Source organism: Tateyamaria omphalii (genome assembly GCF_019802125.1).
Classification (GTDB): Bacteria; Pseudomonadota; Alphaproteobacteria; order Rhodobacterales; family Rhodobacteraceae; genus Tateyamaria; species Tateyamaria omphalii_B.
Window position 1 is genome coordinate 1,314,517 of record NZ_JAHVHT010000001.1, and the last position, 21,241, is coordinate 1,335,757.

Consider the following 21,241-nt stretch of genomic DNA (forward strand, 5'->3'; position numbering starts at 1 on the left):
CAGATCGGGCCTGTTGGGCCGTCTGCCGGGATCAGTGATGTCCTCACGCGCGTCATCGCGGTTCTTCTCCGACACACGCACGAGTGGCCGCACGGTGTCCGTTCATACGCTGCGCCAGGCCTCGGCCCGCGTCAGCAACTCGTGGCCATTTCTGGCCCAATCGGTCTGTTGAAAGCGGCAGGGATCCTGCCCGGATCAATCAACAGCGAAACTCACATGAAGCGGTGCGCCTGCACCTTGCGCTTCAACCCCTAGATAAGAGCAAGGGGTGGCAAATGACAATGGGCAATCTCCGTCACCGGAAAATGACGCATGTTCCGGCCCGTTTTCCGACGCGGAAAACGGCGCATCGCGCATGGCAAACTGCGCCGGTTTCCCCACGGTTTTCGCACTGAAAACCGGACCTGTTCAGAACCGCAGTATCAGGGGCCTGTGATCCGACACCACCGGCTGTGCGGGAACGTCAAACTCCGCTGACAGCAACCCATCGGACACGAGCATATAATCCGCAAAACGCTGCGGCTTCTCGTAAAGTGCCGTGCGGGTGTCGGTGATGCCATGATAGGCGATCAGGTCATGCAGCCCCGCCTGCCTGAACCTGGGAAAGGCGGAACTGTCGGGCAAAATGTTGAAATCTCCGGCCAGGACGGCGTGCGGCCCACCGTCCCACACCTGTTGAAACAGGGCGACAGCACGCGTCGTCTGCGCCTCCCGCGCTGGCGTATCGCCCTTGCCGTTCGGATCACGAAGGCCGTGGAAATGCCCGACACAGATAGCCCGGTTGCGGCTCGGGTCCGCCACCCGCGCCACCTGCATGGTCCGTGGCACCGGTTCCGCCCCCCACCCGTCGGCGCGGTAGCTGCCATGCACGAAGTCCTGCACAATCTGCGTGACAGCCATGCCGCGACGGACCCACAGACCCAGCCCATGCTCCGACGGGACGGCCTCGCCTGCGTCATACGTCAACGTGCCGCGCGTGGCCGGCGCAAAGAACGCCTGGTGCTCCGGCAGCAGCGCCGAGACGTCTCCAAACAGATCGGCGCGTTGCGCCAGATCGCGGTAGGGATCAACATAACGAAGCCATTCCGGACTGGGCACCGGAGCACGTGTGACCTCCTGCAGGCACAAAACATCCGGCTCAAGCGTTGAAAGCCAAGGCCGCAACGCATCCCAGACCTGCCCACCCCAGGCATTCAGACTGACAATCTTCATGGCATATCCCGGATCATATCTGCTCAGCCAATCACCGCGCACGATCCTGTGCAAGCGATCCGGGCGCAAGGATCATTCGGCAACACTGCGCTGACCAAATGCCCCGACCATCTCCAGCGCCGCTGCCAGATCGGGCGCGACCAGTTGCCCGAGCGCAGGCAGAGGTAGGTCCGGTGGCCGCATATCCGGCACCTGCACCGCACGGCAGCCCGCATGAACCGCAGCAGTGATCCCGCGATCACTGTCCTCGAACGCGGCACACAGATCGGGCGCAAGGCCAAGGGCCGCGGCCGCCTCCCGATACGGCGCGGGGTCGGGCTTGCGCGCCGACACCTCATCACCACCCAGAACGGCCTCGAAATGATCGAGCAAACCAGCGCGCCCCAGGTGCCGCCGCGCGGCCTCGCCGTTGGTCGACGTGACAACCGCCATCCGCGCGCCCTGCCCCACGAGCCGCTCCAGACTGTCGCGCACGGTTGGTCGCAAGGGCACATCGGCGCCCACCCGCACGGCCACTTCCGCGTGCCAGGCGGCGTTGAAGGCATGCACATCCGTCTCCGGCCTCAGGAACGCTTCCAACCGGCGCACGCTCTCGGCCCCGGAACAGCCCACCATCGTCAGGAAAAATGCATCCACCGCCGCGGCCTCATAGCCCCAGGGCACCAGAATGTCCCGAGCCACAGCGCCATAAATCCGCTCGCTGTCGAGCAGCAGACCATCCATATCAAACAGGTATGCATATGGGGGCATGATGAAATCTCCTTGGGACCTATGCGTCCCTCATGCCACGGCCCCACCCCACATGAAATGACCGCCGGGGGCACCGGCGGTCACATGTTCCAACAGGCTGTTACAGAAGGGTCAGAGGTAGTCCGAACGCTGCAACCCGTACTTCGCCATCTTCTCGTTCAGCGTCCGACGCGGCAGACACAGCTCTTCCATGACGGAGGCAATCGAGCCCTTGTGACGCCGCATCGTGTTGTCGATCAGCATCCGCTCGAACGCTTCCACATACTCCTTCAGTGGCTTGCCCTCGGTCGTCATCACGGGCTGCATCTCTTCGTGATCGTTCATCAACAGGGACGCGATGGAACCGGTGCCGCGACGGGCCTGCAAAACAGCCCGCTCGGCGATGTTGATCAACTGACGCACGTTGCCCGGCCACGGGGCCTGCAACAGCTGGGCCGCTTCCTGCGCCGACACCTTGGGCGCCTCGCAGCCATATTCATCGGCAAACTGATCGCTCAGACGGGTGAACAGGGTCAGAATGTCCTCGCCCCGCTGACGCAGCGGCGGCACGGTGATCTTCAAAGCGGCCAGACGATAGTAAAGATCGGGACGCAACGCATCCTCACAGGTCTTGCCCGCCTCCTGCATGTTGCAGATGCCGACAATGCGCGTCTCGGCGGGGGTCCCCTGCTCGTTGATGACAGACAGCAACCGCGCCTGCAAAGCCTCGCTCAGCGCCTCGATGTCCTCAAGGACAAGCGTTCCGCCACGGGCCTCTTCAACGGCGGGCAGCGCCGAATCCTCGGGCAACATCGGTCCAAACAGACGCTTCGCCAGCGCTTCCTCTTCCCAAGCCGAACAGCTCACCAGCACGAATTTCTTGCCAGCACGGCTGCCTACAGCATGCAAGGCGTGAGCAACAAGGGTCTTGCCCGTACCCGTCTCGCCATCGATCAAAACATGGCCATCAGCCTGCCCGAGGTCCAGAATATCCTCGCGCAACCGCTCCATCACCGGGCTTTGCCCGATCAGCTTCTTCATCAACTGACCGCCATCGCTCAACTCGCGACGCAGCGCGCGGTTGTCCATGGTCAGCCGCCGCGCGCCGGTGGCGCGCTTGGCCAGCTCGCTCATCCGGTCGGGATTGAACGGCTTTTCCAGGAAATCAAAGGCCCCCACGCGCATGGCTTCAACCGCCATGGGCACATCCCCGTGGCCCGTGATCATGATGACGGGCAAAGCACTGTCATTGCCCATCAGTTTCTTCAAAAACTGCATCCCGTCCATGCCGGGCATCTTGATGTCTGAAATGACAATGCCGGGATATTCCGGCCCCAACACCTTCAGCGCGTCCTCGGCGCTGGCAAAGGTCTCGGTGTCATAGCCCGACAGGGCCAGCCACTGGCTGATGGATTGGCGCATGTCCTGCTCGTCATCGACAATGGCAATCTTCATGGCTTGGGTCATATATGCTCCTCGCGGGTCTCTATTCCGCCGCGCTGATCTTGTTGTTGTCACCTTCCGTGTCCTCGTCTCCGAGCACCGGAAGCTGCATTTCAAATACGGCGCCGCCCATCTGTCCGTTGCGGGCAACGAGCCGTCCGCCTAAATCGTTCACAATGCCGGACGAGATGGCAAGGCCCAGACCAACCCCGTCACCGGGCTGCTTGGTGGTGTAGAATGGCTCGAACAGGCTGTCCAAATCCTCGATCCCCGGACCATTGTCGCGCACCGTCAGGGTGGCCGTCTCACCTGCGGACAGGATGATGTCGACCTGCGGCTCGCGTTCCGACTTGGTGGCATCGATGGCATTGCGCAAGAGGTTCACCATCACCTGTTCGATGCGCATCCGGTCGCCCATGACCTCGATGGGTTCCGGGGGCACAACCCGGTTGATCAGCACCTGACGCTGACGCAATTGGGGTTCCATCATCGACAGACTAGACGCCAGCGCATCGCCCATGTTTACAGGGCTCAGCGCGTCCTGCCCCTTGCGGGCATAGGACTTGAGCTGGCGGGTAATGGCACCCATCCGTTCGATCAGATCATCAATGCGCCCGAAGCTGACCAGCGCCTCGTCCGGGCGATTGCGGCGCAGCAGCAGCCGCGCCCCGGCAAGGTACGTTTTCATCGCGGCCAGTGGCTGGTTCAGCTCGTGACTGACGGCGGCCGACATCTCGCCCAAAGCGGCCAGTTTCGACGATTGCTCCAGCGTCTGTTCGGCCTGTGCAAGGTCCTCCTGCACCCGTTTTCGCTCGGCGATTTCCCGCTGCAACTGGATGTTCAGGTGGCGAAGCTCTGCCGACTCTCGCGCAAACAAGGCGACGCGCAGGGCCGACCGACGGCTCATTGCATAAAAAGCGAGCGCCAAAAGAATGGCGAATCCCATGATTTCAAGGGCCAAGACCCCGTTCACCCGCTCGCGTACGGATTCGTATGTGGTGAACGACGTCATCCGCCATCCGCGGAAAGGGATGCGCGCCTCGAGCCGCATCACACCTTCACCCTGCAAATAGGCATCGGGCGGCAGCGCAGTCCAATCAGCGGTGGCCCGAATGGCACGTTCGATGGCACTTTGCGGGGTCTGGCGGGCCAACGCCTCCTCTTCGGTGCGACCGCGCCATCGCGGTTCTGTCGCCATGATGATCCGGCCTTCGCTATCAGTAACGAGAACGGCAGCCGAAATGCCCGCCCAGGCGCGTTCGAACTTCTGAAGATCGACCTCGACAGCAATGACACCCAAGACATCGCCGCCCGCCGCCACACGCCGCGAGTAGATGAAGGAAAAGCCACCGGCTTCGCGCTCGCTCACCGTGAAAATGGTGTTGTTTGACCGCAATGCGTCAATAAAATAGGACGCCGTGCGGTGGTTCGACCCCAGTCGACTACGGTCCGTCGCGGCCACCGTGCGCCCGTCGCTGTCCAGCAGGATCAGGTTGGCCGCACCGATCTCTTCCACGAACGAGATCAGGCGCTGGGTCGATTGCTGGTAATCCTGACTGTTCAACGCCCCGATCAGCGTGGGATCCCGGGCCAGAAGCTGCGGCACGATCTGGCTTTGGCGCAGCTCGCTCAGCAGGTTGCCGGAGTAAAGCGCCAGTCGAAGCTCGGCACGGTTGCGCGTGGTTTCGGTAAAGCGGTCGGTCAGCAACCTGTTGGTGAAAAAGACGGTTGTCACCGCCGCAATGGTCAGAACGACCAACGCGATCCGAACACGCCAACTGGTCGTCGACGTTCTCGGTTCCTTGTTACGCGCTGCAACTGACATGGCCGGAACCCTACGGCCTCGGCCGTGTCGGCTCAAGTCACGCTGAGGTCAGCTGACCGACCACTGCGCGGAACAGCGCCTGTCCGTCCGTTCCACCATGGCCGGCATCCGCCGCCCGCTCCGGGTGCGGCATCATCCCGAGAACCTTGCGGTTTTCCGACAGAATACCCGCGATGTCACGCTGCGATCCGTTTGGATTGTCGGTGTAGCGGAAAGCGACCCGGTCTTCGCTCTCAAGAGCATCGAGCGTGGCATCATCCGCAAAATAGTTGCCGTCATGGTGTGCAATCGGAATGTCGACCACATCGCCCGCATTGTAGCCTTCGGTGAACGCCGATTGCGAGGTCTCGACCCGCAGGCCGACGGTCTTGCAGATGTATTTCAGACCCGCGTTCCGCAGCAGCGCGCCCGGCAGGATGCCCGTCTCCGTCAGCACCTGGAAGCCGTTGCACACGCCAAAGACATAGCCCCCCTTGTCCGCGTGGGCTTTCACCGCCTTGCAGATGGGCGAGTTCGCCGCGATGGCGCCACAGCGCAGGTAGTCGCCAAAGGAAAAGCCCCCCGGAACCCCAACGATGTCGATGCCCCCGGGCAGTTCCGTGTCCTTGTGCCAGACCATTTCAACCTCTGCCCCGGCGGCACGAAAGGCAACAGCCAGGTCCCGGTCGCAGTTCGATCCGGGGAAGACAACAACAGCAGCTTTCATGTCACGCACTCCCTGAGCGTTAAGGTTCTGGCAAGATTTGGGAGAAAAATCGAGGTGAAGTATGACTTATAAATCACTGTTTCAAAGTGATTTAACCCATCATTAACCGTTCACATCTGTGAACTTCTCACCCCATCTCCACCCGGTAGCTTTCAATCACGGTATTGGCCAACAGCTTCTCGCACATGGCGGTCACATCGTCCTCGCTGGTGCCGTCGGCCAGGTCCAGTTCAATGACCTTGCCCTGCCGCACCCCGTTGACCCCGTCAAAGCCCAGGGCTCCCAAAGCATGGCGCACCGCCTCGCCCTGCGGGTCCAGAACCCCGTTCTTGAGCATCACATGCACGGTCGCTTTCATCTCGGCTGGGTCCTTCAGTTGATCAGGGTCGGTTTGGTGATGGGGGCGGCATTCTTGGGCATCACGCCCAGGCGCCGGGCCACCTCTGTATAGGCGTCGGCCAGGTTGCCGAGGTCGCGGCGAAACACGTCCTTGTCGAGCTTCTGGCCCGTCTCGATGTCCCACAGGCGGCAGCTGTCGGGGCTGATCTCGTCAGCAATGATAAGGCGCATGAAGTCGCCCTCGTAGATCCGCCCGATCTCGATCTTGAAGTCCACCAACCGGATACCAACGGCAAGCATGACGCCCGACAGGAAATCGTTGACCCGCAGCGCCAGCGACAGGATGTCGTCCATATCCTGCTGGCTGGCCCAGCCGAAAGCAGCGATATGCTCTTCGGTGACCAGCGGATCGCCCAGCTTGTCGTCCTTGTAGCAGTACTCGACGATGGGCCGGGGCAGTTGCGTGCCCTCTTCGATCCCCAACCGCTCGCTCATGGTGCCGGCTGCGTAGTTGCGCACGATCACTTCCAGCGGCACGATCTCGCAGGATCGCACCAGCTGCTCGCGCATGTTGAGGCGCTTGAGGAAGTGGGTCGGCACGCCGATCTGGCCAAGGCCGGTCATGAAGAACTCGCTCAGGCGGTTGTTCAGCACGCCCTTGCCCTCGATCACGTCCTTTTTCTGGGCGTTGAAGGCGGTGGCATCATCTTTGAAATATTGGACAATCGTGCCGGGCTCGGGACCTTCGTAGAGAATCTTGGCCTTGCCCTCGTAGATCTTCTTGCGTCGCGCCATGGGCGTCCTTTCGCATCTGCGGGCGGCTGAGTCTGCCCGCTGTTGCGCACCTCATAAGCAATAGACCCAATTGCCGCAAGCAATGGGGTTGCATGGGGCGCCCGTGCCTGCCTATCTGATAGGGAAACATTGCCAAAAAGGGGGGGCCGATGAGCACCTTTGACGAACGCGAAAACGCCTTTGAAAACAAATTCGCTCACGATGCAGAGATGCAGTTCAAGGCCGAGGCCCGCCGCAACAAGCTCTTGGGCCTGTGGGCCGCAGACCTGCTGGGCAAGACCGGCGACGCGGCCGCCGACTATGCCCGCGAAGTGGTCAAATCGGATTTTGAGGAAGCGGGCGACGAGGATGTCTATCGCAAGGTGTCCGGCGATCTGGGTGCCAAATCCGATGAAGCGACAATTCGCGCAAAGATGACCGAACTGATGGCCGAAGCCAAGGCACAGCTGATGCAGGAAATTGATTGATTTCAAAATTCTGACAGTTGAAGTTAATGTATTCTGGGCGCGCATCGTGCGGGATGGGCGCCCTTTTGAATTGCATTGTCGGCACTTGCCAAAGCCCCATTAACAGTTGAGTTACCACTGCGCCCTAGCCGTTGGTTTGGGCGTTCGGGAAAAGGGGTCACGAGTATGCACAGGTCACAGGCGGTGACCGTCGCGCGGGCGGCGGTGCGCATCAGCTTTCCCATCCTGATCCTGACCGGTTGCGCCATGCTTCTGGCCCGCCAGGTACCTATAGAGGTGGTCGCGACCCTGCCCCGTCAGCTTGCGGATATCTCGGCGCTGCAATGGATCGCCGCCGCGGTGCTGACAGCGGGCAGTTTTTTCGCAGTTGCGCAATATGACGTGCAGGCCCACCGCACCCTGGGCACCGGCGTCTGCGCACGGCGCGGACGGATCACGGGGGCCGTGGGCATCGCGATCGGACAAACCGTCGGCTTTGGTCTGTTCTCCGGCGCGCTGGCGCGCTGGCGCATGTTGCCGGAGATGGGCGTTGGTCAGGCCCTGAAACTGTCGACATTCGTATCGCTGACATTCGTGGTGGCCTGGGCCTGTGTCACTGGCGTGATCTGTGCGCTGTTGCCCGCGCCGCCATGGACCGTGGCGCTGTCGTTGGCCGCGTTGATCCTGCTGCCGCTGAGTGCGGCCCTGTTTTTCTGGTATCCGATGCTGCGCCTGGGCAAATTCGATATCCCGCTGCCCACCTTGCGCGTGTCTGGCGCGATCCTGCTGTGGGCGATGGTCGACATGGTGCTGGCGGCCGCGGCCCTTTGGGTTTTGCTGCCCGCAGGCACAATGGCGTTTTCGGCGCTCTTGCCGCTGTTCATGGTGGCCCTGGGGTGCGGGTTGATGTCGAACACGCCCGGCGGCGTGGGGCCGTTTGAACTGGTTCTGGTGTCCGCCCTGCCGCTCGGCGCGGAGGCAAGCGTGCTAGCGGCCATATTGGCCTTTCGCGTCGTGTACTACGCCGCGCCGGCCTGTATTGCGATGGGTGCGATGCTGCGCCCTCTGCCCGTTCCGGCGCCGCGCGCGGCCCTAGCATCCAACTGGAGCGAGATGCCGCGCAGCGAAGCACAGGCCCTGCGCCAAAACGGTGGACGGGTTGAGCACACCGCTGGCACCAAGGCGCCGATCTGGCGCACCGCGCAGACAGAAACCATGTTCACGGATGCAAGGACCGCATCGCCCGGCACCTTGTCCGGCCTGAAGCAACTGGCAGGCGAAAACGGACGTGTGCCGCTGATCTACAAGTCCGGCGCGCGGCTGGCGCATGTGGCGCAGCAGGCCCGCTGGGCCGTTCTGCATATCGCCAATGATGCGGTCATCGACCTGGCCGATTATGACATCGACAGCCCGGCACGGCGACGTTTGCGCCGCAAGCTGCGCGCGGCGGACAAGGCTGGGATCACGCTCCGCTCTGGGGTGCTGCCGGACGCGCGGGCGGCGGCACGCCTTGACATCGACTGGCAGGCGCGCTGCGGCAGGGCACGTGGTGGCAGCATGGGGCGATACTGCCCTGAATACGTTTCTGAACAATGGGTTGTGAGCGCTTATTCAGGTAACGAACTGATCGCATTTGCCACCTTTCATCGCGGCGCAAGGGATTGGTGCTTGGACATCATGCGCCACGGTGCGGCGGCACCCGATGGCACCATGCACGCGCTGGTGCATCGCGCGCTGACAGAGGCGCAGGCGATCGGTGTCGTCCGTGTCAGCCTCGCCTCGGTCATAGCGTGCCCCGACCCGCACCGGGCGATTTGGCGTTGGGCGGCGGAACGTGCCGTGATCCAGGCGGGCGGGACCGGGCTGCGTCAGTTCAAATCTGCCTTCGCCCCGCGCTGGGTGCCGCGCTATGCAGCCGCGCCGACCTGGGCCGCGCTGGCCCTTGGACTGGCCGATGTCGCACGCACGATACGTGCGCCTGACCCGTTGCCCGCGGCCAATGCAAATCCTGCTCATCAAGAAGATGAGAATTATGAACTGGCTTCACGTTCAGTCGCATGACACATGACGGCATTCCCCGCGCGCGAGAGGTGATGCCCGATGTCCAATTCCGATCCGTTGACCGACCTGCTGACCGAGAAAGGCACGTTGCTGGCTGACGGTGCCACTGGCACGAACCTGTTTGCCATGGGCCTGATGTCGGGCGATGCGCCGGAGCTGTGGAACGAGGAGGAGCCTGCGAAGGTCCGCGCCCTGTATCGGGGCGCTGTTGACGCAGGCAGCGATGTGTTTCTGACCAACTCCTTTGGCGCGAATGCATCGCGGTTGAAGCTGCATGATGCGGGCCACCGCGCCTTTGAGCTCAGCAAGATCGCGGCCGAGATCGGCCGGGAGGTGGCCGATGCGGCGGGCCGGACGGTGTTGGTGGCGGGATCCGTTGGCCCGACGGGGGAGATCATGGAACCGGTCGGCAGTCTGACCCACGCCGACGCCGTCGAGATGTTTCACGAGACCGCCGCCGGTTTGAAGGCGGGTGGTGCGGATATCGGCTGGCTCGAGACGATCTCGGCCCCCGAGGAGTACACCGCCGCTGCCGAAGGGTTTGCGCTGGCCGGGTTGCCCTGGGTTGGCACCATGAGTTTCGACACCGCCGGTCGCACCATGATGGGTGTGACAAGCACAGACATGGTGTCTCTGGTCGCGGGTCTGGAGTTTCCCCCTGTTGCCTTTGGTGCCAATTGCGGGACGGGCGCGTCGGATTTGCTGCGCACGGTTCTGGGTTTTGCGGCGACGGGTACCGAACTGCCCATCGTGGCCAAGGGCAATGCGGGCATTCCCAAGTATCACGACGGGCATATTCACTATGACGGCACGCCGGAATTGATGGCCGATTATGCCGAGATGGCCCGCAATTGCGGGGCCAGGATCATCGGCGGCTGTTGCGGCACGACCCCTGCGCATCTCGAGACGATGCGCGCCGCACTAGATGAGCGGCCCGTGGGCCTTGCCCCGACGCTCGATCAGATCGTGGCAGCCCTGGGTGCGTTTTCTTCCGAAACCGATGGCACCGGCGATGACGGCGGGCGGCCCGTGCGCAAGCGCCGTGGTCGCCGTGCGGCCTAGAACAGGCTGAGTTGGGCGCTGTCCTTGCGCGGGGGCCGGAAGAGGTCCGTGCGCATGGGCGGTGCGGTTTCCCTTAACCCGAGGCGTTTGAGCGCGATCTTGAACCGATGTTGCACCAGTTCGGCATAGGCCCCTTCCCCCCGCATGCGGTGGCCCCAGCGCGCGTCGTAGTCGCGCCCGCCATGCATGTCGCGCAGCTTGGACATGATGCGGCCCGCGCGGTCGGGATAGTGCACGGCGAGCCATTCCTGCCAGAGCGGAGAGACCTCGCGCGGGAGGCGCAGCATGATCCAGCTGGCCGTGTCGGCGCCTGCATCGCGGCCGGCTTCGAGGATCGTTTCGAGTTCGGGATCGGTCAGCGCCGGCACCATGGGCGAGGCCATGACGCGCACGGGAATACCCGCCTGCGTCAGCCTGCGGATGGTTGCAAGCCGCCTTTCGGGCGTGGGCGCACGCGGCTCCATCTGGCGGGAAAGTTTCGGATCGAGCGTGGTGACCGAGATCCCCACGCGCGTCAGACCGCGTTGTGCCATACGGGCCAGGATGTCGATATCCCGCTCGATCAGCGTGCCTTTGGTGACAATGGCAACGGGATGGTGGCATTCCTCCAACACCTCGAGACAGGCGCGCATGATGCCGTGATCGCGGTCGATAGGCTGGTACGGGTCGGTGTTCGTGCCGATGGCGAGGGTCGCCACGCGGTAGCTCTTGCGCGCCAACTCGGCTTGCAAGACCTCCGGCGCGTCGGGGCGCGCCACCAGCTTCGTCTCGAAATCCAGTCCCGGCGACAGGCCCAGATAGGCGTGGCTGGGCCGCGCAAAGCAATAAACACAGCCGTGCTCACAGCCACGATAGGGATTGATCGACCGATCAAAAGGCAGATCGGGCGAGCGGTTGTAGCTGATGATCGACCGCGGCCGTTCGATGCTGACCTCGGTGCGCAGCGTTGGCAAATCCTCGTCAATGTCCCAGCCGTCGGCCTCCGCGTGACGGGTGACACTGTCGTAACGGCTGACTGTGTTGCTCACCGCACCGCGTGCCTTGGGTGTCCGGGTCTGAAGGTCGGGTTTCATCACCCGAATATAGAACACAACAAGAACATTTGCCAGTGCCATGCCGCGCCCACCCGTCAAAGCGCATACAATCGCACACAAAAACCACTGCCCCGCGTCGCACCAGAAGCGGGCCATGTCGCAATTCGGACAGTCCGCCTGCGACATTCTGAACGATACATTGGAAAATAGGCACCGGGTCCGGCACCCACGCATGAGGATTGCACCATGTCCGAAGAAGACGACATCATCCTGTCCGAGCTCGACGATGAAGAGCTGGTCCAGCAGATGTTTGACGACCTCTATGACGGTCTCAAGGAAGAGATCGAGGAAGGGGTCAACATCCTGCTGGAACGGGGCTGGCAGCCCTATGACATCTTGACCAAGGCACTGGTCGGCGGGATGACAATCGTCGGCCACGACTTCCGCGACGGCATCCTCTTTGTCCCCGAGGTGCTGCTGGCCGCCAACGCGATGAAGGGTGGCATGGCCATCCTGAAGCCGCTGCTGGCCGAAACCGGCGCACCACGCGTGGGCAAGATGGTGATCGGCACGGTCAAGGGCGACATCCACGACATCGGCAAGAACCTGGTGTCAATGATGATGGAGGGCGCTGGGTTCGAAGTGGTCGATCTGGGCATCAACAACCCCGTCGAAAACTATCTTGAGGCCATCGAACAGGAAGGGCCCGACATCCTTGGCATGTCGGCTCTGCTCACGACCACGATGCCCTACATGAAAGTTGTGATCGACACGATGGTCGAACAGGGCATCCGCGACGACTATATCGTTCTGGTCGGTGGCGCGCCCCTGAATGAAGAGTTCGGCAAGGCTATTGGTGCCGACGCCTATTGCCGCGATGCCGCCGTCGCGGTCGAGACGGCCAAGGAATTCGTGGCGCGCAAACACAACCAGTTGGCGGCGGGATAACCCTGTCGCCCCCCTGACGGAGGACGACATGCTGCTTAAAACGCCCGGCTGCGATTTCGGCGATCCTGCCCCGGACTTCAATCTGCCCGATGCTCACGGGCAGATGCACAGTCTGACCGATGTATCAGGGAAACACGGGGTTCTCGTCGCATTTATCTGTAACCACTGTCCGTACGTCGTGGCCCTGGCCGACCGGCTGGCATCGGACGCCAGGACCCTGCAGGCGGAAGGCATCGGCGTCGTCGCCATCAATGCCAACGACTACACCGCCTACCCTGCGGATGCGCCGGACAAAATGCCCGACTTTGCCGAAAAACACGGGTTCGGCTTTCCCTACCTGATCGACGAGGACCAGTCGGTCGCACGCGCCTATGGGGCCGTGTGCACACCGGATTTCTTCGGGTTCAGCGCGGACGGCCTGCTGCAATACCGCGGACGGCTGGACGACGCACGCATGGGCAATGCCAGTGACCGCACACCGGAACTGGTGAATGCGATGCGCAAGATCGCCGAAACGGGCGTCGGCCCGCGCGACCAGACGCCCAGCATGGGCTGTTCGATCAAATGGCGCTGAGCGACGCGGCTCTGACCGAAGACGGGCTTGCCGCCAAAGGCACGGGGCGCATCCTGCTGATTGCCTGCGGGGCCCTGGCGCGCGAAATCCTGGACCTCAAGGCCATGAATGGCTGGGACCACATGGATCTGACCTGCCTGCCCGCCAAATACCACCTCTACCCCGACAAGATCACGCAAGCCGTGCGCGACAGTGTAGCGAAACACCGCGACGCCTATGACACGATCTTTGTCGTCTATGCCGATTGCGGTACTGGGGGCCTGCTGCAGGCAGCCTGCGCAGAGATGGGCGTCGAAATGATCGCAGGCCCGCATTGCTACAGCTTTTTCGAAGGAAATGAACGCTTTGCCGCGCAAAGTGAAAGTGAAATCACCACCTTCTACCTGACCGATTTTCTCGTCCGCCAGTTCGAGGCGTTCATCATCAAACCCATGGGCCTCGACCGCCACCCAGAGCTGCGGGACATGTATTTCGGCAATTACGAAAAACTTGTCTATCAGGCCCAGACAGACGATCCGGCCCTCACGGAAAAGGCTCGCACTGCCGCAGACACGCTCGGCCTCACATTCGAACGCCGCTTCACAGGCTACGGCGACCTGCAAAAGACACTGAGCGCGCTCTAGTCCTTCTTCTGACTGAAAATACCATCGGGGGAGATCGAGGGGGCAGACAGCCCCCTCGTCAGAAAAAATGAATCGTGTCGCGCAGCGGCCTTTGGATCAGGCAGCGGCCACGGACTGGATCCGCTCAATCATCGCGCGCAACCCATTTGAGCGCTGCGCCGACAGGTGGTCATTCAACCCCAAACGCGCCATCTCGGCCCGTGCATCCACGGCCTGCACTTCGGCGAGCGTCAGACCGTTATACAGCCGACGCAGGACTGCAATCAGCCCCTTCACGATCATCGCATCGCTCTCGCCATCGAAGCGGAACACGCCATCCTCGACCTGCGGGTGCAACCAGACCTGGCTTGCGCAGCCGTCAACCTTTGTCGCCGGCACTTTCAGGGCATCAGGCAGTGGCTCCATCGCCTTGCCCTGCTCGATGACATAGCGATAGCGGTCTTCCCAGTCCTCAAGGAACTCGAAATCCTCGACAATCTCTTCGAAACTCGGCGTTGCCATCGGTTGCCCCCCGGGTGTGATCGTGTTTCTTGTGACGTATGCGCCCCCGTCCCAAAGGTCCAGAGCGGCAAAGGATGCTTTTCAACGGGCGCGGCTTCCGTTACCAACTTGCCAAAAGCAAAGACGCGAGCGGACGATGCCCAAGATCCTTCCAGCCCTTCTGGTGGCCACCCTGACACTGTCGGCCTGCGGCGCGGTGCGCGACAGCCGGGTGAACCCGTTCAACTGGTTCGGGGGCAGCCGGTCCGAGCCGGTGCAGCCCGATCCGCGCGCGGCGACCAACCCGCTCATTCCAGAGACAACCCGTGCCGGCCTGTTTTCCAACCTGCGCGAACAGTCGCAGGTCTACGTGGGCACCCCCATCGACCAAGTGACCGATCTGGTGATCGAGCGTGTGCCTGGCGGTGCGATCGTGCGGGCGACGGGCATCGTGGACGAAGATCGTGCCTATGACGTGCGCCTGACCACCGAGAGCGACGAGAATGTGCCCGTCGATGGCGTTCTGACCTACCAGATGCGCGCCGTCCACACCGACCGCCCGACGCGCACGCTCAGCCAGCGGGTGCGCACCGTCACCGCAGCCCGCCGCCTGACGGATCAGGAACTGGCCGAGATCCGGGTGATCCGGGTCGAGGGTCGTCGCAACGCGCAGACCACGACCCGTCGTTAAAGCCGGCTGTCAGTCGAGCGGGATGATCTGAACGTCGGCCCCGTTGGCCGTCAACGCCACCTGCCCATCACAGAGCCGCAATGCGTCGGTGCCGAACACCTCGGACCGCCACCCGTGCAGTGCGGGCACGTCCCGCACCCCGGCAGCGAGCGCATCCAGATCCGCCGCCGACGCGATCAGCTTGGCCGCCACGCCCGCGCTTTCGGTCTTGGCCTTGAGCAGAACGCGCAACAGGTCGGCAAGTGCCGGGTTCACCTGCAGCTTTTCGCGGGACCTGTCCGGGCGCGGCATGACGTCGGGATCCATATCGACCCCGCGCTTCACCGCCTTGAGGATGCCGTCCGCAATGTCGCCCTTGCGCGCTTCGCGCAGAAGCAGGCGGGAACGACCGAGGTCTTCGTAGGATTTGGGCTTGTTGCTGGCCAGCTCGACCAGCGCATCGTCCTTGAACACACGGTTGCGCGGCACGTTGCGGGACTGTGCGTGCGTCTCGCGAAACGCGGCCAGCTCCTTGACCACGGCCAGGAAGCGCGCGGAATTGGTGCGTGTCTTTACCCGCTTCCAGGCCTCTTCCGGCTGGATGATGTATGTGTCGGGGCTGAGCAGCGTCTGCAGCTCTTCCGAGACCCAGCGGGCCCGCCCGCTGTCGTTCAGCTTGGCCGACAGGAATTCGTAGATCTGGCGCAGATGCGTGACGTCCGCGACGGCATAGGTTTTCTGTGCGTCCGTCAGAGGCCGCCGGGACCAGTCGGTAAAGCGGGAGGTCTTGTCGAGCGACTGCTTGGCGATCTTGCGCACTAATGTCTCGTAGCCGACCTGCTCACCAAAGCCGCAGACCATGGCGGCCACCTGCGTGTCAAAGAGCGGCTCGGGAAAGACCTGCGCGTCGACATAGAAAATCTCGAGGTCCTGGCGCGCGGCGTGGAACACCTTGACCACGGACGTGTCGCGGAAAAGCTCGTAGAGCGGCTCAAGCGACAGGTTGTTTGCCAGCGGGTCCACCAGCACGGCACTGTCGTCGCCGTTGCCGGGCATGGCAAGCTGCACAAGGCAAAGTTTGGAGTAATACGTGCGTTCGCGCAGGAACTCGGTATCCACGGTCACATACGGGTGCGCGCGGGCCTGGGTACAGAATTCGGCCAGCGCATCCGTTGTCGTGATGGTTCTCATATGCGGTTCTTTTTGTTGCTTTTCACCGTCTGGTTGTTTGGTCCTACACCAACTCGCCGGACATGGCTAGAGCATCAGGGGTGCACGCTCTCCGGCTGCGAAGCGGCGCAGCACTGCCGGGTACAATTTGTGTTCCTGCACCAGAACGCGGGCAGCAAGTGCGTCGGGTGTATCGCCCTCTTCCACCGGCACCCGCGCCTGACCCAAAATCGGGCCATCATCCAGTTCAGGTGTGACCAGATGCACCGTACAGCCATGTTCCTTGTCGCCTGCCTCGAGCGCGCGGGCGTGGGTGTGAAGACCGCGGTATTTTGGCAAGAGTGAGGGATGGATATTCAGCATCCGGTCACGCCACGGCGTGACGAAACCCGCCGTCAGCACGCGCATGAACCCGGCTAGGCAGATCAGGTCGAGATCGTGGGGCAAGAGCGCCTCGGTGATCGCGGCCTCGAAGGCCGCACGGTCGCGGCCAAAGGGGCGATGGTCGACGACCGCAGTGGCAAGCCCCGCGTCTCGCGCCCAGGCGATGCCGCCCGCCTGTCCGTTGTTCGACAGAACGATGATGGGCTCTGCCGGGTGCGCGGCATCCATATCCTCGACCAGCGCCCGCATGTTCGAGCCGCCGCCCGAAACGAAAATCCCGACCCGTTTCTTCAAAGAAGGGAACCCGAATACGTGACGCCCTGCCCCGCACCGACCGCGCCGATCCGCGTGACGGTCTGGCCTTCGGCGTGCAATGCGGCGGTCACTTCGGCTTCGGACGCCGGGTCCGCAACCACGACCATGCCGATGCCCGCATTGAAGGTCTTGAGCATCTCGGCCTGATCCATTCCGCCCTGCGCCGCGAGCCACTGGAACACTGGTGGCAGCGTCCATGTGTCCAGATCGACACTCACGCCCAAGCCGTCGGGCAGCACCCGCGGCAGGTTCTCGGTCAGCCCGCCCCCGGTGATATGGGCAAACCCGTGCACGCCGCCTGCCTTGATCGCAGCCAGCGCGGCCTTGACGTAGAGCCGTGTAGGCGTCAGCAAAGCCGCGCCAAGCGTGCTCTCGCCCCATGGGCATGCGTCGTCCCAGCCAAGGCCCGAGGCGTCGACAATCTTGCGCACGAGCGAATAGCCGTTGGAATGGACCCCATCGGACGCAAGGCCCAAGAGGACATCGCCTTCGCTCACATCCGCTGGCAGGGCCGTGCCCCGCTCCATCGCGCCGACCGAAAATCCTGCAAGGTCGAAGTCGCCTGCCGGATACATGCCGGGCATCTCCGCCGTCTCGCCGCCGATCAGGGCGCAGCCGGAGGCTTCACAGCCTCGCGCGATCCCTTCGATGATGCGCGCGGCCTGATCAAGCTCCAGCTTGCCGGTGGCGAAATAGTCGAGGAAAAACAGCGGTTCGGCCCCCTGGCAGACCAGATCGTTGACGCACATGGCAACCAGATCGACACCCACGCCGTCCACGTTGCCAGTGTCGATAGCAATCCGCAGCTTGGTGCCCACGCCGTCGGTCGCCGCGACCAGAACCGGATCGACAAAGCCCGCCGCCTTAAGGTCAAAAAGCCCGCCAAACCCGCCAAGGCCCGAAGCGACACCAGGCCGTTTCGTGGCTGCAGCGGCCGGTTTGATCCGATCCACAAGCGCGTTGCCCGCGTCGATATCCACGCCCGCATCGGCGTATGTCATCCCGTTCTTGCCCTGCGCCATCGCTGTCCCCGTCCGCTGGTTGCGCACCTGCTAGACCAGTTGCGCTTTGGGCGCAACGGACGTCTTGACGCCACCGCGCGCGCCGCATACGCATCACGCATGGCGGGCCTGTAGCTCAATTGGTTAGAGCAGAGCGCTCATAACGCTTTGGTTGCGGGTTCAAGTCCTGCCGGGCCTACCAAAATTCCGCTAATCTCAGGCTTTGCGCACGTGCCAGCCTACGGTCATTGTTACGACCGTATCGCCCTCGCCATCGCGGATGTCGACGTTGATGTCGAAGGCGGTCTTGCCCACCTCTTGCAGTTCCTTGACCAGTTCCGGGCCCGGGCGTTCAGTTTTGGCGTGTGCTTCAAGTCGGCCCTTGGCGATCTTGACGTAAGAGATCTGCGCACCCGAGGCGACGGGCCGGGCCTGGAAGATCATCGGGCCGAAGGCACCGGCAAGCGCTGCGCCCGAGGCCGCCTCGCCCAGCGTGAACATGGCGCCCGCGTGCTGGGTCTGGATATGGTTTGACGTCTCGGGCCGTTGGTCCAGCGCCGCGACGCCCAGCCCGTCGCCCACTTCGATCAGCTCGACGCCCACGTGGTTGGCGAAGGGCACGGCCTTGCCCAACTGTTCGCGGATCATGTCGTATGGGGTCATTTCGGGCGCTCCTGTTCGTTTGTTTTGCGCAGCTAAGCCCGTGTCGCGCCGACCGGCAAGCGTGCCGCTGCGGCAGATCAGCGGGCGATGACGATGTCGGCACGCAGCCCACCCAGCCTGCTGCTTTGACCGAGCCGCAGGGTGCCGCCATGCGCCCGGGCGATATCCGTCGCGATGGCGAGGCCCAGACCGACCCCAGAGCCCTTGTCCTGATTGCGTGCGGGATCAAGCCGGGTGAAGGGGCGTTGCGCATCCGCCCGCTGGTCTTCGGGGATGCCGGGGCCGTCATCCTCGACCCGGAAGCGGAGGGACTTTTCGGTGATCCGCACCGACAGTTCGGCCTTGGCGCCATAGCGGACCGCGTTGGAGATCAGGTTGTCGAGCGCACGGCGCATGGCCAGTGGGCGCAGGCGGACGGTGCCCTGCCCTTCGACCTCTTGGAGCGTGACCGGTTGGCCCGCGCGCTGCGCATCCTCGACCAGTGCGTGCGCCAAGGCGATCGGATCGATGCGTTCCGGCTCGCTCTCACCGTCACCCTTTGCGAAGTCGAGAAAGGCGTCGATCATGCCCTGCATGTCGTCCACGTCCTGTTCGAGCGCGGCGCGGTCGTCATCGTCCAGCATCGAAAGTGACAGCCGCATCCGCGTGAGCGGCGTGCGCAGGTCGTGGCTGACCCCCGACAGCATGAGCGTGCGGGTCTCGATCTGCCGTTCGATCCGGTTGCGCATGTCGACAAAGGCCGTACCCGCGGCCCTGAGTTCGGTGGCTCCGCCAGGGATGAAAGGGATGTTGCGCCCGCGCCCGAAGGCTTCGGCCGCCCGCGCAAGCCGCCGGATGGGCCGCAGCTGGTTGCGCAGGTAGATGAAGGACACCATCGTCGTCAGGATCGAGAAGAAGACCATGTAGACCAGCAGCTGGTGCGGGTTGCGGGCCGAAATGCGCCGCCGATCGAAACTGATGGCAACCGGCCCTGTCCCGGCCTCGACCGCCAGTCGGACCGTCGCGCTGCTCGACAGATCAAAAGACCGGATCTCGGGCACCTGCTCGCTCAGGCGTCGGATGACCACGCGGCCCGAAAAATCGTCCCAGTCCCGCCTGTCGGGTGCCTCCAGGGCCGACCGGGGAATACGCTCCACCACCATGTCGAGCGGTTCGGCGACGTCAGCCGAGGCGACCTGCACATCCGCGCCACCCGGCAGGTCGGACAGGTCCTGCAACACCAGCCTGATCTCGCGTTCGACCGTGTCGGCCATCTGCACGGTGACGCCCTCAAAATGGCGCTGCGCAAAGAGGACGGAAACCACGATCTGCACCACGACGACGGGCAGCAGCAGGATCAGCGCCGCCCGTGCGTAGATGCCGCGCGGCATATAGTGTTTGAGCCAGGCAAAGGACATGGGCTAGACCCTATCTGGCCGCGAACGGGGACGAAAGACACCATGCAATTGCCAGATGATTTTGACCCTGCCATCGGCGTGGCCGAAGTGATGGAACCCGGCCTGCGGCGCATCGTGGCACCAAACCCTTCGCCCATGACCTATCGCGGCACGAACACCTACCTGGTGGGTGAAACCGCTCTGGCCGTCGTCGACCCGGGACCCGAGAGCAGCGCGCATCTGGAGGCGATCCTGCTGGCCATATGCCCGGAACAGAGCGTTTCGCACATAATCGTTACACACAGCCATCTCGACCACTCCCCGCTTGCAGGGCCCCTGTCGGAGGCGACCGGTGCGCCGGTTCTGGCCTTTGGTGATGCGACAGCCGGGCGAAGTGCCATCATGCAACGGCTTGCCGATGCCGGACTGTCCGGCGGCGGCGAAGGGATCGACGCGGGCTTTGCACCTGATCATCACGTGGCCGATGGTGACATCATCGCAGCCACTGGCTGGCAGCTGGAGGTCCTCCACACGCCGGGACATCTGGGCAACCATATCAGCCTCGGGTTTGGCAATGCGTGCCTGACCGCGGATCATGTCATGGGCTGGGCCAGCTCGCTTGTGTCGCCACCGGACGGTGACCTGACGGATTTCATGGCCTCCTGCGCGCGGCTGATGCAAAGAGACTGGCGGGTGTTCTATCCAGGCCACGGCGCGCCGATCACCGATCCGCGCGCGCGCCTCACATGGTTGGTGGAGCACCGGCAGGGGCGTGAGGCTGCCATTGTCGCCGCTCTGAACTCAGGGCCTGCCACCGCTGCGGAGATTGCGGGCAAGGTCTACACCGACACCCCGCCGGCCCTGCTGCCTGCAGCCGCGCGCAATGTGCTTGCTCATCTGATCGATCTGATGGGAAAATCACTGGTTAAACCGCTTGATCCACTGGGCGGAGAGGCCCGATTTGTCCGCATCTAACCGGCGCGCAAATTTTTCGCACCCACCACGCAAATCCCTCTGGACGACCTGAATCGCCCTTGCTATACGGCGCGAACCGTTCCGGCGTAGCTCAGCGGTAGAGCAGTTGACTGTTAATCAATTGGTCGTAGGTTCGATCCCTACCGCCGGAGCCAAAATCTTCCAACCCTTGCAGGTTTTTTGCGTGCAAAGGCCGTTGAAGATGCTCGTCTCTGACCAGACCAAGACCTGCATTTGTGGTCGCCCATTCTGACACATCGATGGTGCGGGTAGCGGAGACGCCCCGTGTTTTTGCGACATGGCGGTCAGCTTGTTTCACTCGAGCAAGCATCACATCGGTTTTAGGGCATATAAGGGTCCTAGCGTGTCTTGTGCTGACCATTGTCCCACGGAGTACGCGCCTGTTGCAA

At 63.0% G+C, this 21,241-nt stretch carries 22 protein-coding genes and 2 tRNA genes; 10 read left to right on the forward strand and 14 right to left on the reverse strand.

Features of this window, described 5'->3' with window-relative positions; translation table 11 throughout:
- Positions 1-408: 408 nt before the first annotated feature.
- From KUV51_RS06570 to purC, 7 genes are all read right to left on the reverse strand, one after another.
- Positions 409-1,212 (reverse strand): endonuclease/exonuclease/phosphatase family protein, encoded by an 804-nt coding sequence (locus tag KUV51_RS06570; RefSeq protein ID WP_222520761.1) that lies wholly within the window; start codon positions 1,210-1,212, stop codon positions 409-411.
- Positions 1,213-1,284: 72 nt separating this feature from the next.
- Entirely contained in the window at positions 1,285-1,962 is a 678-nt protein-coding gene (locus KUV51_RS06575) for an HAD family hydrolase (protein ID WP_222520762.1), read from the reverse strand.
- Between the two features lie 111 nt (positions 1,963-2,073).
- Complete coding sequence (locus tag KUV51_RS06580) at positions 2,074-3,408, reverse strand: sigma-54-dependent transcriptional regulator (protein ID WP_222520763.1); 1,335 nt, start codon at positions 3,406-3,408, stop codon at positions 2,074-2,076.
- Positions 3,409-3,427: 19 nt separating this feature from the next.
- Positions 3,428-5,209, reverse strand: coding sequence for an ATP-binding protein (locus tag KUV51_RS06585; RefSeq protein ID WP_222520764.1), 1,782 nt, complete (start codon positions 5,207-5,209; stop codon positions 3,428-3,430).
- A gap of 37 nt (positions 5,210-5,246) precedes the next feature.
- A complete protein-coding gene (gene purQ / locus KUV51_RS06590; protein WP_222520765.1) occupies positions 5,247-5,915 on the reverse strand; it encodes a phosphoribosylformylglycinamidine synthase subunit PurQ in 669 nt (222 codons plus the stop codon).
- Between the two features lie 127 nt (positions 5,916-6,042).
- Positions 6,043-6,273 (reverse strand): phosphoribosylformylglycinamidine synthase subunit PurS, encoded by a 231-nt coding sequence (purS, locus tag KUV51_RS06595; RefSeq protein WP_039687109.1) that lies wholly within the window; start codon positions 6,271-6,273, stop codon positions 6,043-6,045.
- Positions 6,274-6,287: 14 nt separating this feature from the next.
- Complete coding sequence (purC, locus tag KUV51_RS06600) at positions 6,288-7,049, reverse strand: phosphoribosylaminoimidazolesuccinocarboxamide synthase (RefSeq protein ID WP_147104752.1); 762 nt, start codon at positions 7,047-7,049, stop codon at positions 6,288-6,290.
- 149 nt (positions 7,050-7,198) lie between these two features.
- Between purC and KUV51_RS06605 the strand changes: the two genes are divergently transcribed.
- The 3 genes from KUV51_RS06605 to bmt all read left to right on the forward strand — a co-directional run bounded on the left by KUV51_RS06605 (position 7,199) and on the right by bmt (position 10,618).
- Positions 7,199-7,516 carry a DUF1476 domain-containing protein gene (locus KUV51_RS06605; protein WP_222520766.1) on the forward strand — a complete coding sequence of 106 codons (318 nt, stop codon included), beginning with the start codon at positions 7,199-7,201 and terminating at the stop codon, positions 7,514-7,516.
- A 165-nt stretch (positions 7,517-7,681) separates the two neighbouring features.
- Positions 7,682-9,556, forward strand: coding sequence for a phosphatidylglycerol lysyltransferase domain-containing protein (locus KUV51_RS06610; protein WP_222520767.1), 1,875 nt, complete (start codon positions 7,682-7,684; stop codon positions 9,554-9,556).
- A 39-nt stretch (positions 9,557-9,595) separates the two neighbouring features.
- Positions 9,596-10,618 (forward strand): betaine--homocysteine S-methyltransferase, encoded by a 1,023-nt coding sequence (gene bmt, locus KUV51_RS06615; RefSeq protein ID WP_222520768.1) that lies wholly within the window; start codon positions 9,596-9,598, stop codon positions 10,616-10,618.
- Here the strand turns inward: bmt and KUV51_RS06620 are convergent.
- Positions 10,615-11,691, reverse strand: coding sequence for a PA0069 family radical SAM protein (locus KUV51_RS06620; protein ID WP_222521271.1), 1,077 nt, complete (start codon positions 11,689-11,691; stop codon positions 10,615-10,617). The two genes, bmt and KUV51_RS06620, sit on opposite strands and share 4 nt — an antisense overlap.
- Before the next feature lie 207 nt (positions 11,692-11,898).
- Here KUV51_RS06620 and KUV51_RS06625 point away from each other — a divergent pair, with 207 nt between their 5' ends.
- From KUV51_RS06625 to KUV51_RS06635, 3 genes are read left to right on the forward strand one after another with little or no spacing between them, the layout of a single operon-like run.
- A complete protein-coding gene (locus KUV51_RS06625; protein ID WP_222520769.1) occupies positions 11,899-12,600 on the forward strand; it encodes a corrinoid protein in 702 nt (233 codons plus the stop codon).
- A gap of 28 nt (positions 12,601-12,628) precedes the next feature.
- Positions 12,629-13,174: a thioredoxin family protein gene (locus tag KUV51_RS06630; RefSeq protein ID WP_222520770.1), complete on the forward strand. Its 546-nt coding sequence runs from the start codon at positions 12,629-12,631 to the stop codon at positions 13,172-13,174.
- Positions 13,165-13,797, forward strand: a complete 633-nt coding sequence (locus KUV51_RS06635) for a DUF1638 domain-containing protein (protein WP_222520771.1) — start codon at positions 13,165-13,167, stop codon at positions 13,795-13,797. Before KUV51_RS06630 ends, KUV51_RS06635 begins: the two co-directional genes overlap by 10 nt.
- Before the next feature lie 96 nt (positions 13,798-13,893).
- On the opposite strand, the gene KUV51_RS06640 is transcribed toward KUV51_RS06635, so the two are convergent.
- Complete coding sequence (locus KUV51_RS06640; RefSeq protein ID WP_222520772.1) at positions 13,894-14,298, reverse strand: SufE family protein; 405 nt, start codon at positions 14,296-14,298, stop codon at positions 13,894-13,896.
- Positions 14,299-14,434: 136 nt separating this feature from the next.
- On the opposite strand from KUV51_RS06640, the gene KUV51_RS06645 reads away from it, so the two are divergent.
- Positions 14,435-14,968 carry a hypothetical protein gene (locus tag KUV51_RS06645; protein WP_222520773.1) on the forward strand — a complete coding sequence of 178 codons (534 nt, stop codon included), beginning with the start codon at positions 14,435-14,437 and terminating at the stop codon, positions 14,966-14,968.
- Positions 14,969-14,977: 9 nt separating this feature from the next.
- Here KUV51_RS06645 and rnd read toward each other — a convergent pair whose 3' ends face one another.
- The 3 genes from rnd to purM form a co-directional block, all read right to left on the reverse strand.
- Positions 14,978-16,138 (reverse strand): ribonuclease D, encoded by a 1,161-nt coding sequence (rnd, locus tag KUV51_RS06650; protein WP_222520774.1) that lies wholly within the window; start codon positions 16,136-16,138, stop codon positions 14,978-14,980.
- Positions 16,139-16,204: 66 nt separating this feature from the next.
- A complete protein-coding gene (purN, locus tag KUV51_RS06655) occupies positions 16,205-16,795 on the reverse strand; it encodes a phosphoribosylglycinamide formyltransferase (protein WP_222520775.1) in 591 nt (196 codons plus the stop codon).
- The gene (gene purM / locus KUV51_RS06660; RefSeq protein ID WP_222520776.1) at positions 16,792-17,838 is read right to left on the reverse strand and encodes a phosphoribosylformylglycinamidine cyclo-ligase; all 1,047 of its coding nucleotides are present in this window, start codon (positions 17,836-17,838) and stop codon (positions 16,792-16,794) included. The genes purN and purM overlap by 4 nt, the downstream gene beginning before the upstream one ends.
- Positions 17,839-17,942: 104 nt before the next feature.
- Between purM and KUV51_RS06665 the strand changes: the two genes are divergently transcribed.
- Positions 17,943-18,019: transfer RNA gene (locus KUV51_RS06665), tRNA-Ile, on the forward strand.
- Positions 18,020-18,033: 14 nt separating this feature from the next.
- Here the strand turns inward: KUV51_RS06665 and KUV51_RS06670 are convergent.
- Both KUV51_RS06670 and KUV51_RS06675 read right to left on the reverse strand, forming a co-directional pair.
- Complete coding sequence (locus KUV51_RS06670; RefSeq protein ID WP_222520777.1) at positions 18,034-18,480, reverse strand: PaaI family thioesterase; 447 nt, start codon at positions 18,478-18,480, stop codon at positions 18,034-18,036.
- Positions 18,481-18,557: 77 nt separating this feature from the next.
- Positions 18,558-19,877 carry an ATP-binding protein gene (locus tag KUV51_RS06675; protein WP_222520778.1) on the reverse strand — a complete coding sequence of 440 codons (1,320 nt, stop codon included), beginning with the start codon at positions 19,875-19,877 and terminating at the stop codon, positions 18,558-18,560.
- 42 nt (positions 19,878-19,919) lie between these two features.
- On the opposite strand from KUV51_RS06675, the gene KUV51_RS06680 reads away from it, so the two are divergent.
- Together KUV51_RS06680 and KUV51_RS06685 are read left to right on the forward strand one after the other, a co-directional pair.
- Positions 19,920-20,831, forward strand: coding sequence for an MBL fold metallo-hydrolase (locus KUV51_RS06680; protein ID WP_222520779.1), 912 nt, complete (start codon positions 19,920-19,922; stop codon positions 20,829-20,831).
- A gap of 80 nt (positions 20,832-20,911) precedes the next feature.
- Positions 20,912-20,986: transfer RNA gene (locus KUV51_RS06685), tRNA-Asn, on the forward strand.
- The last annotated feature ends 255 nt before the right edge of the window (positions 20,987-21,241 follow it).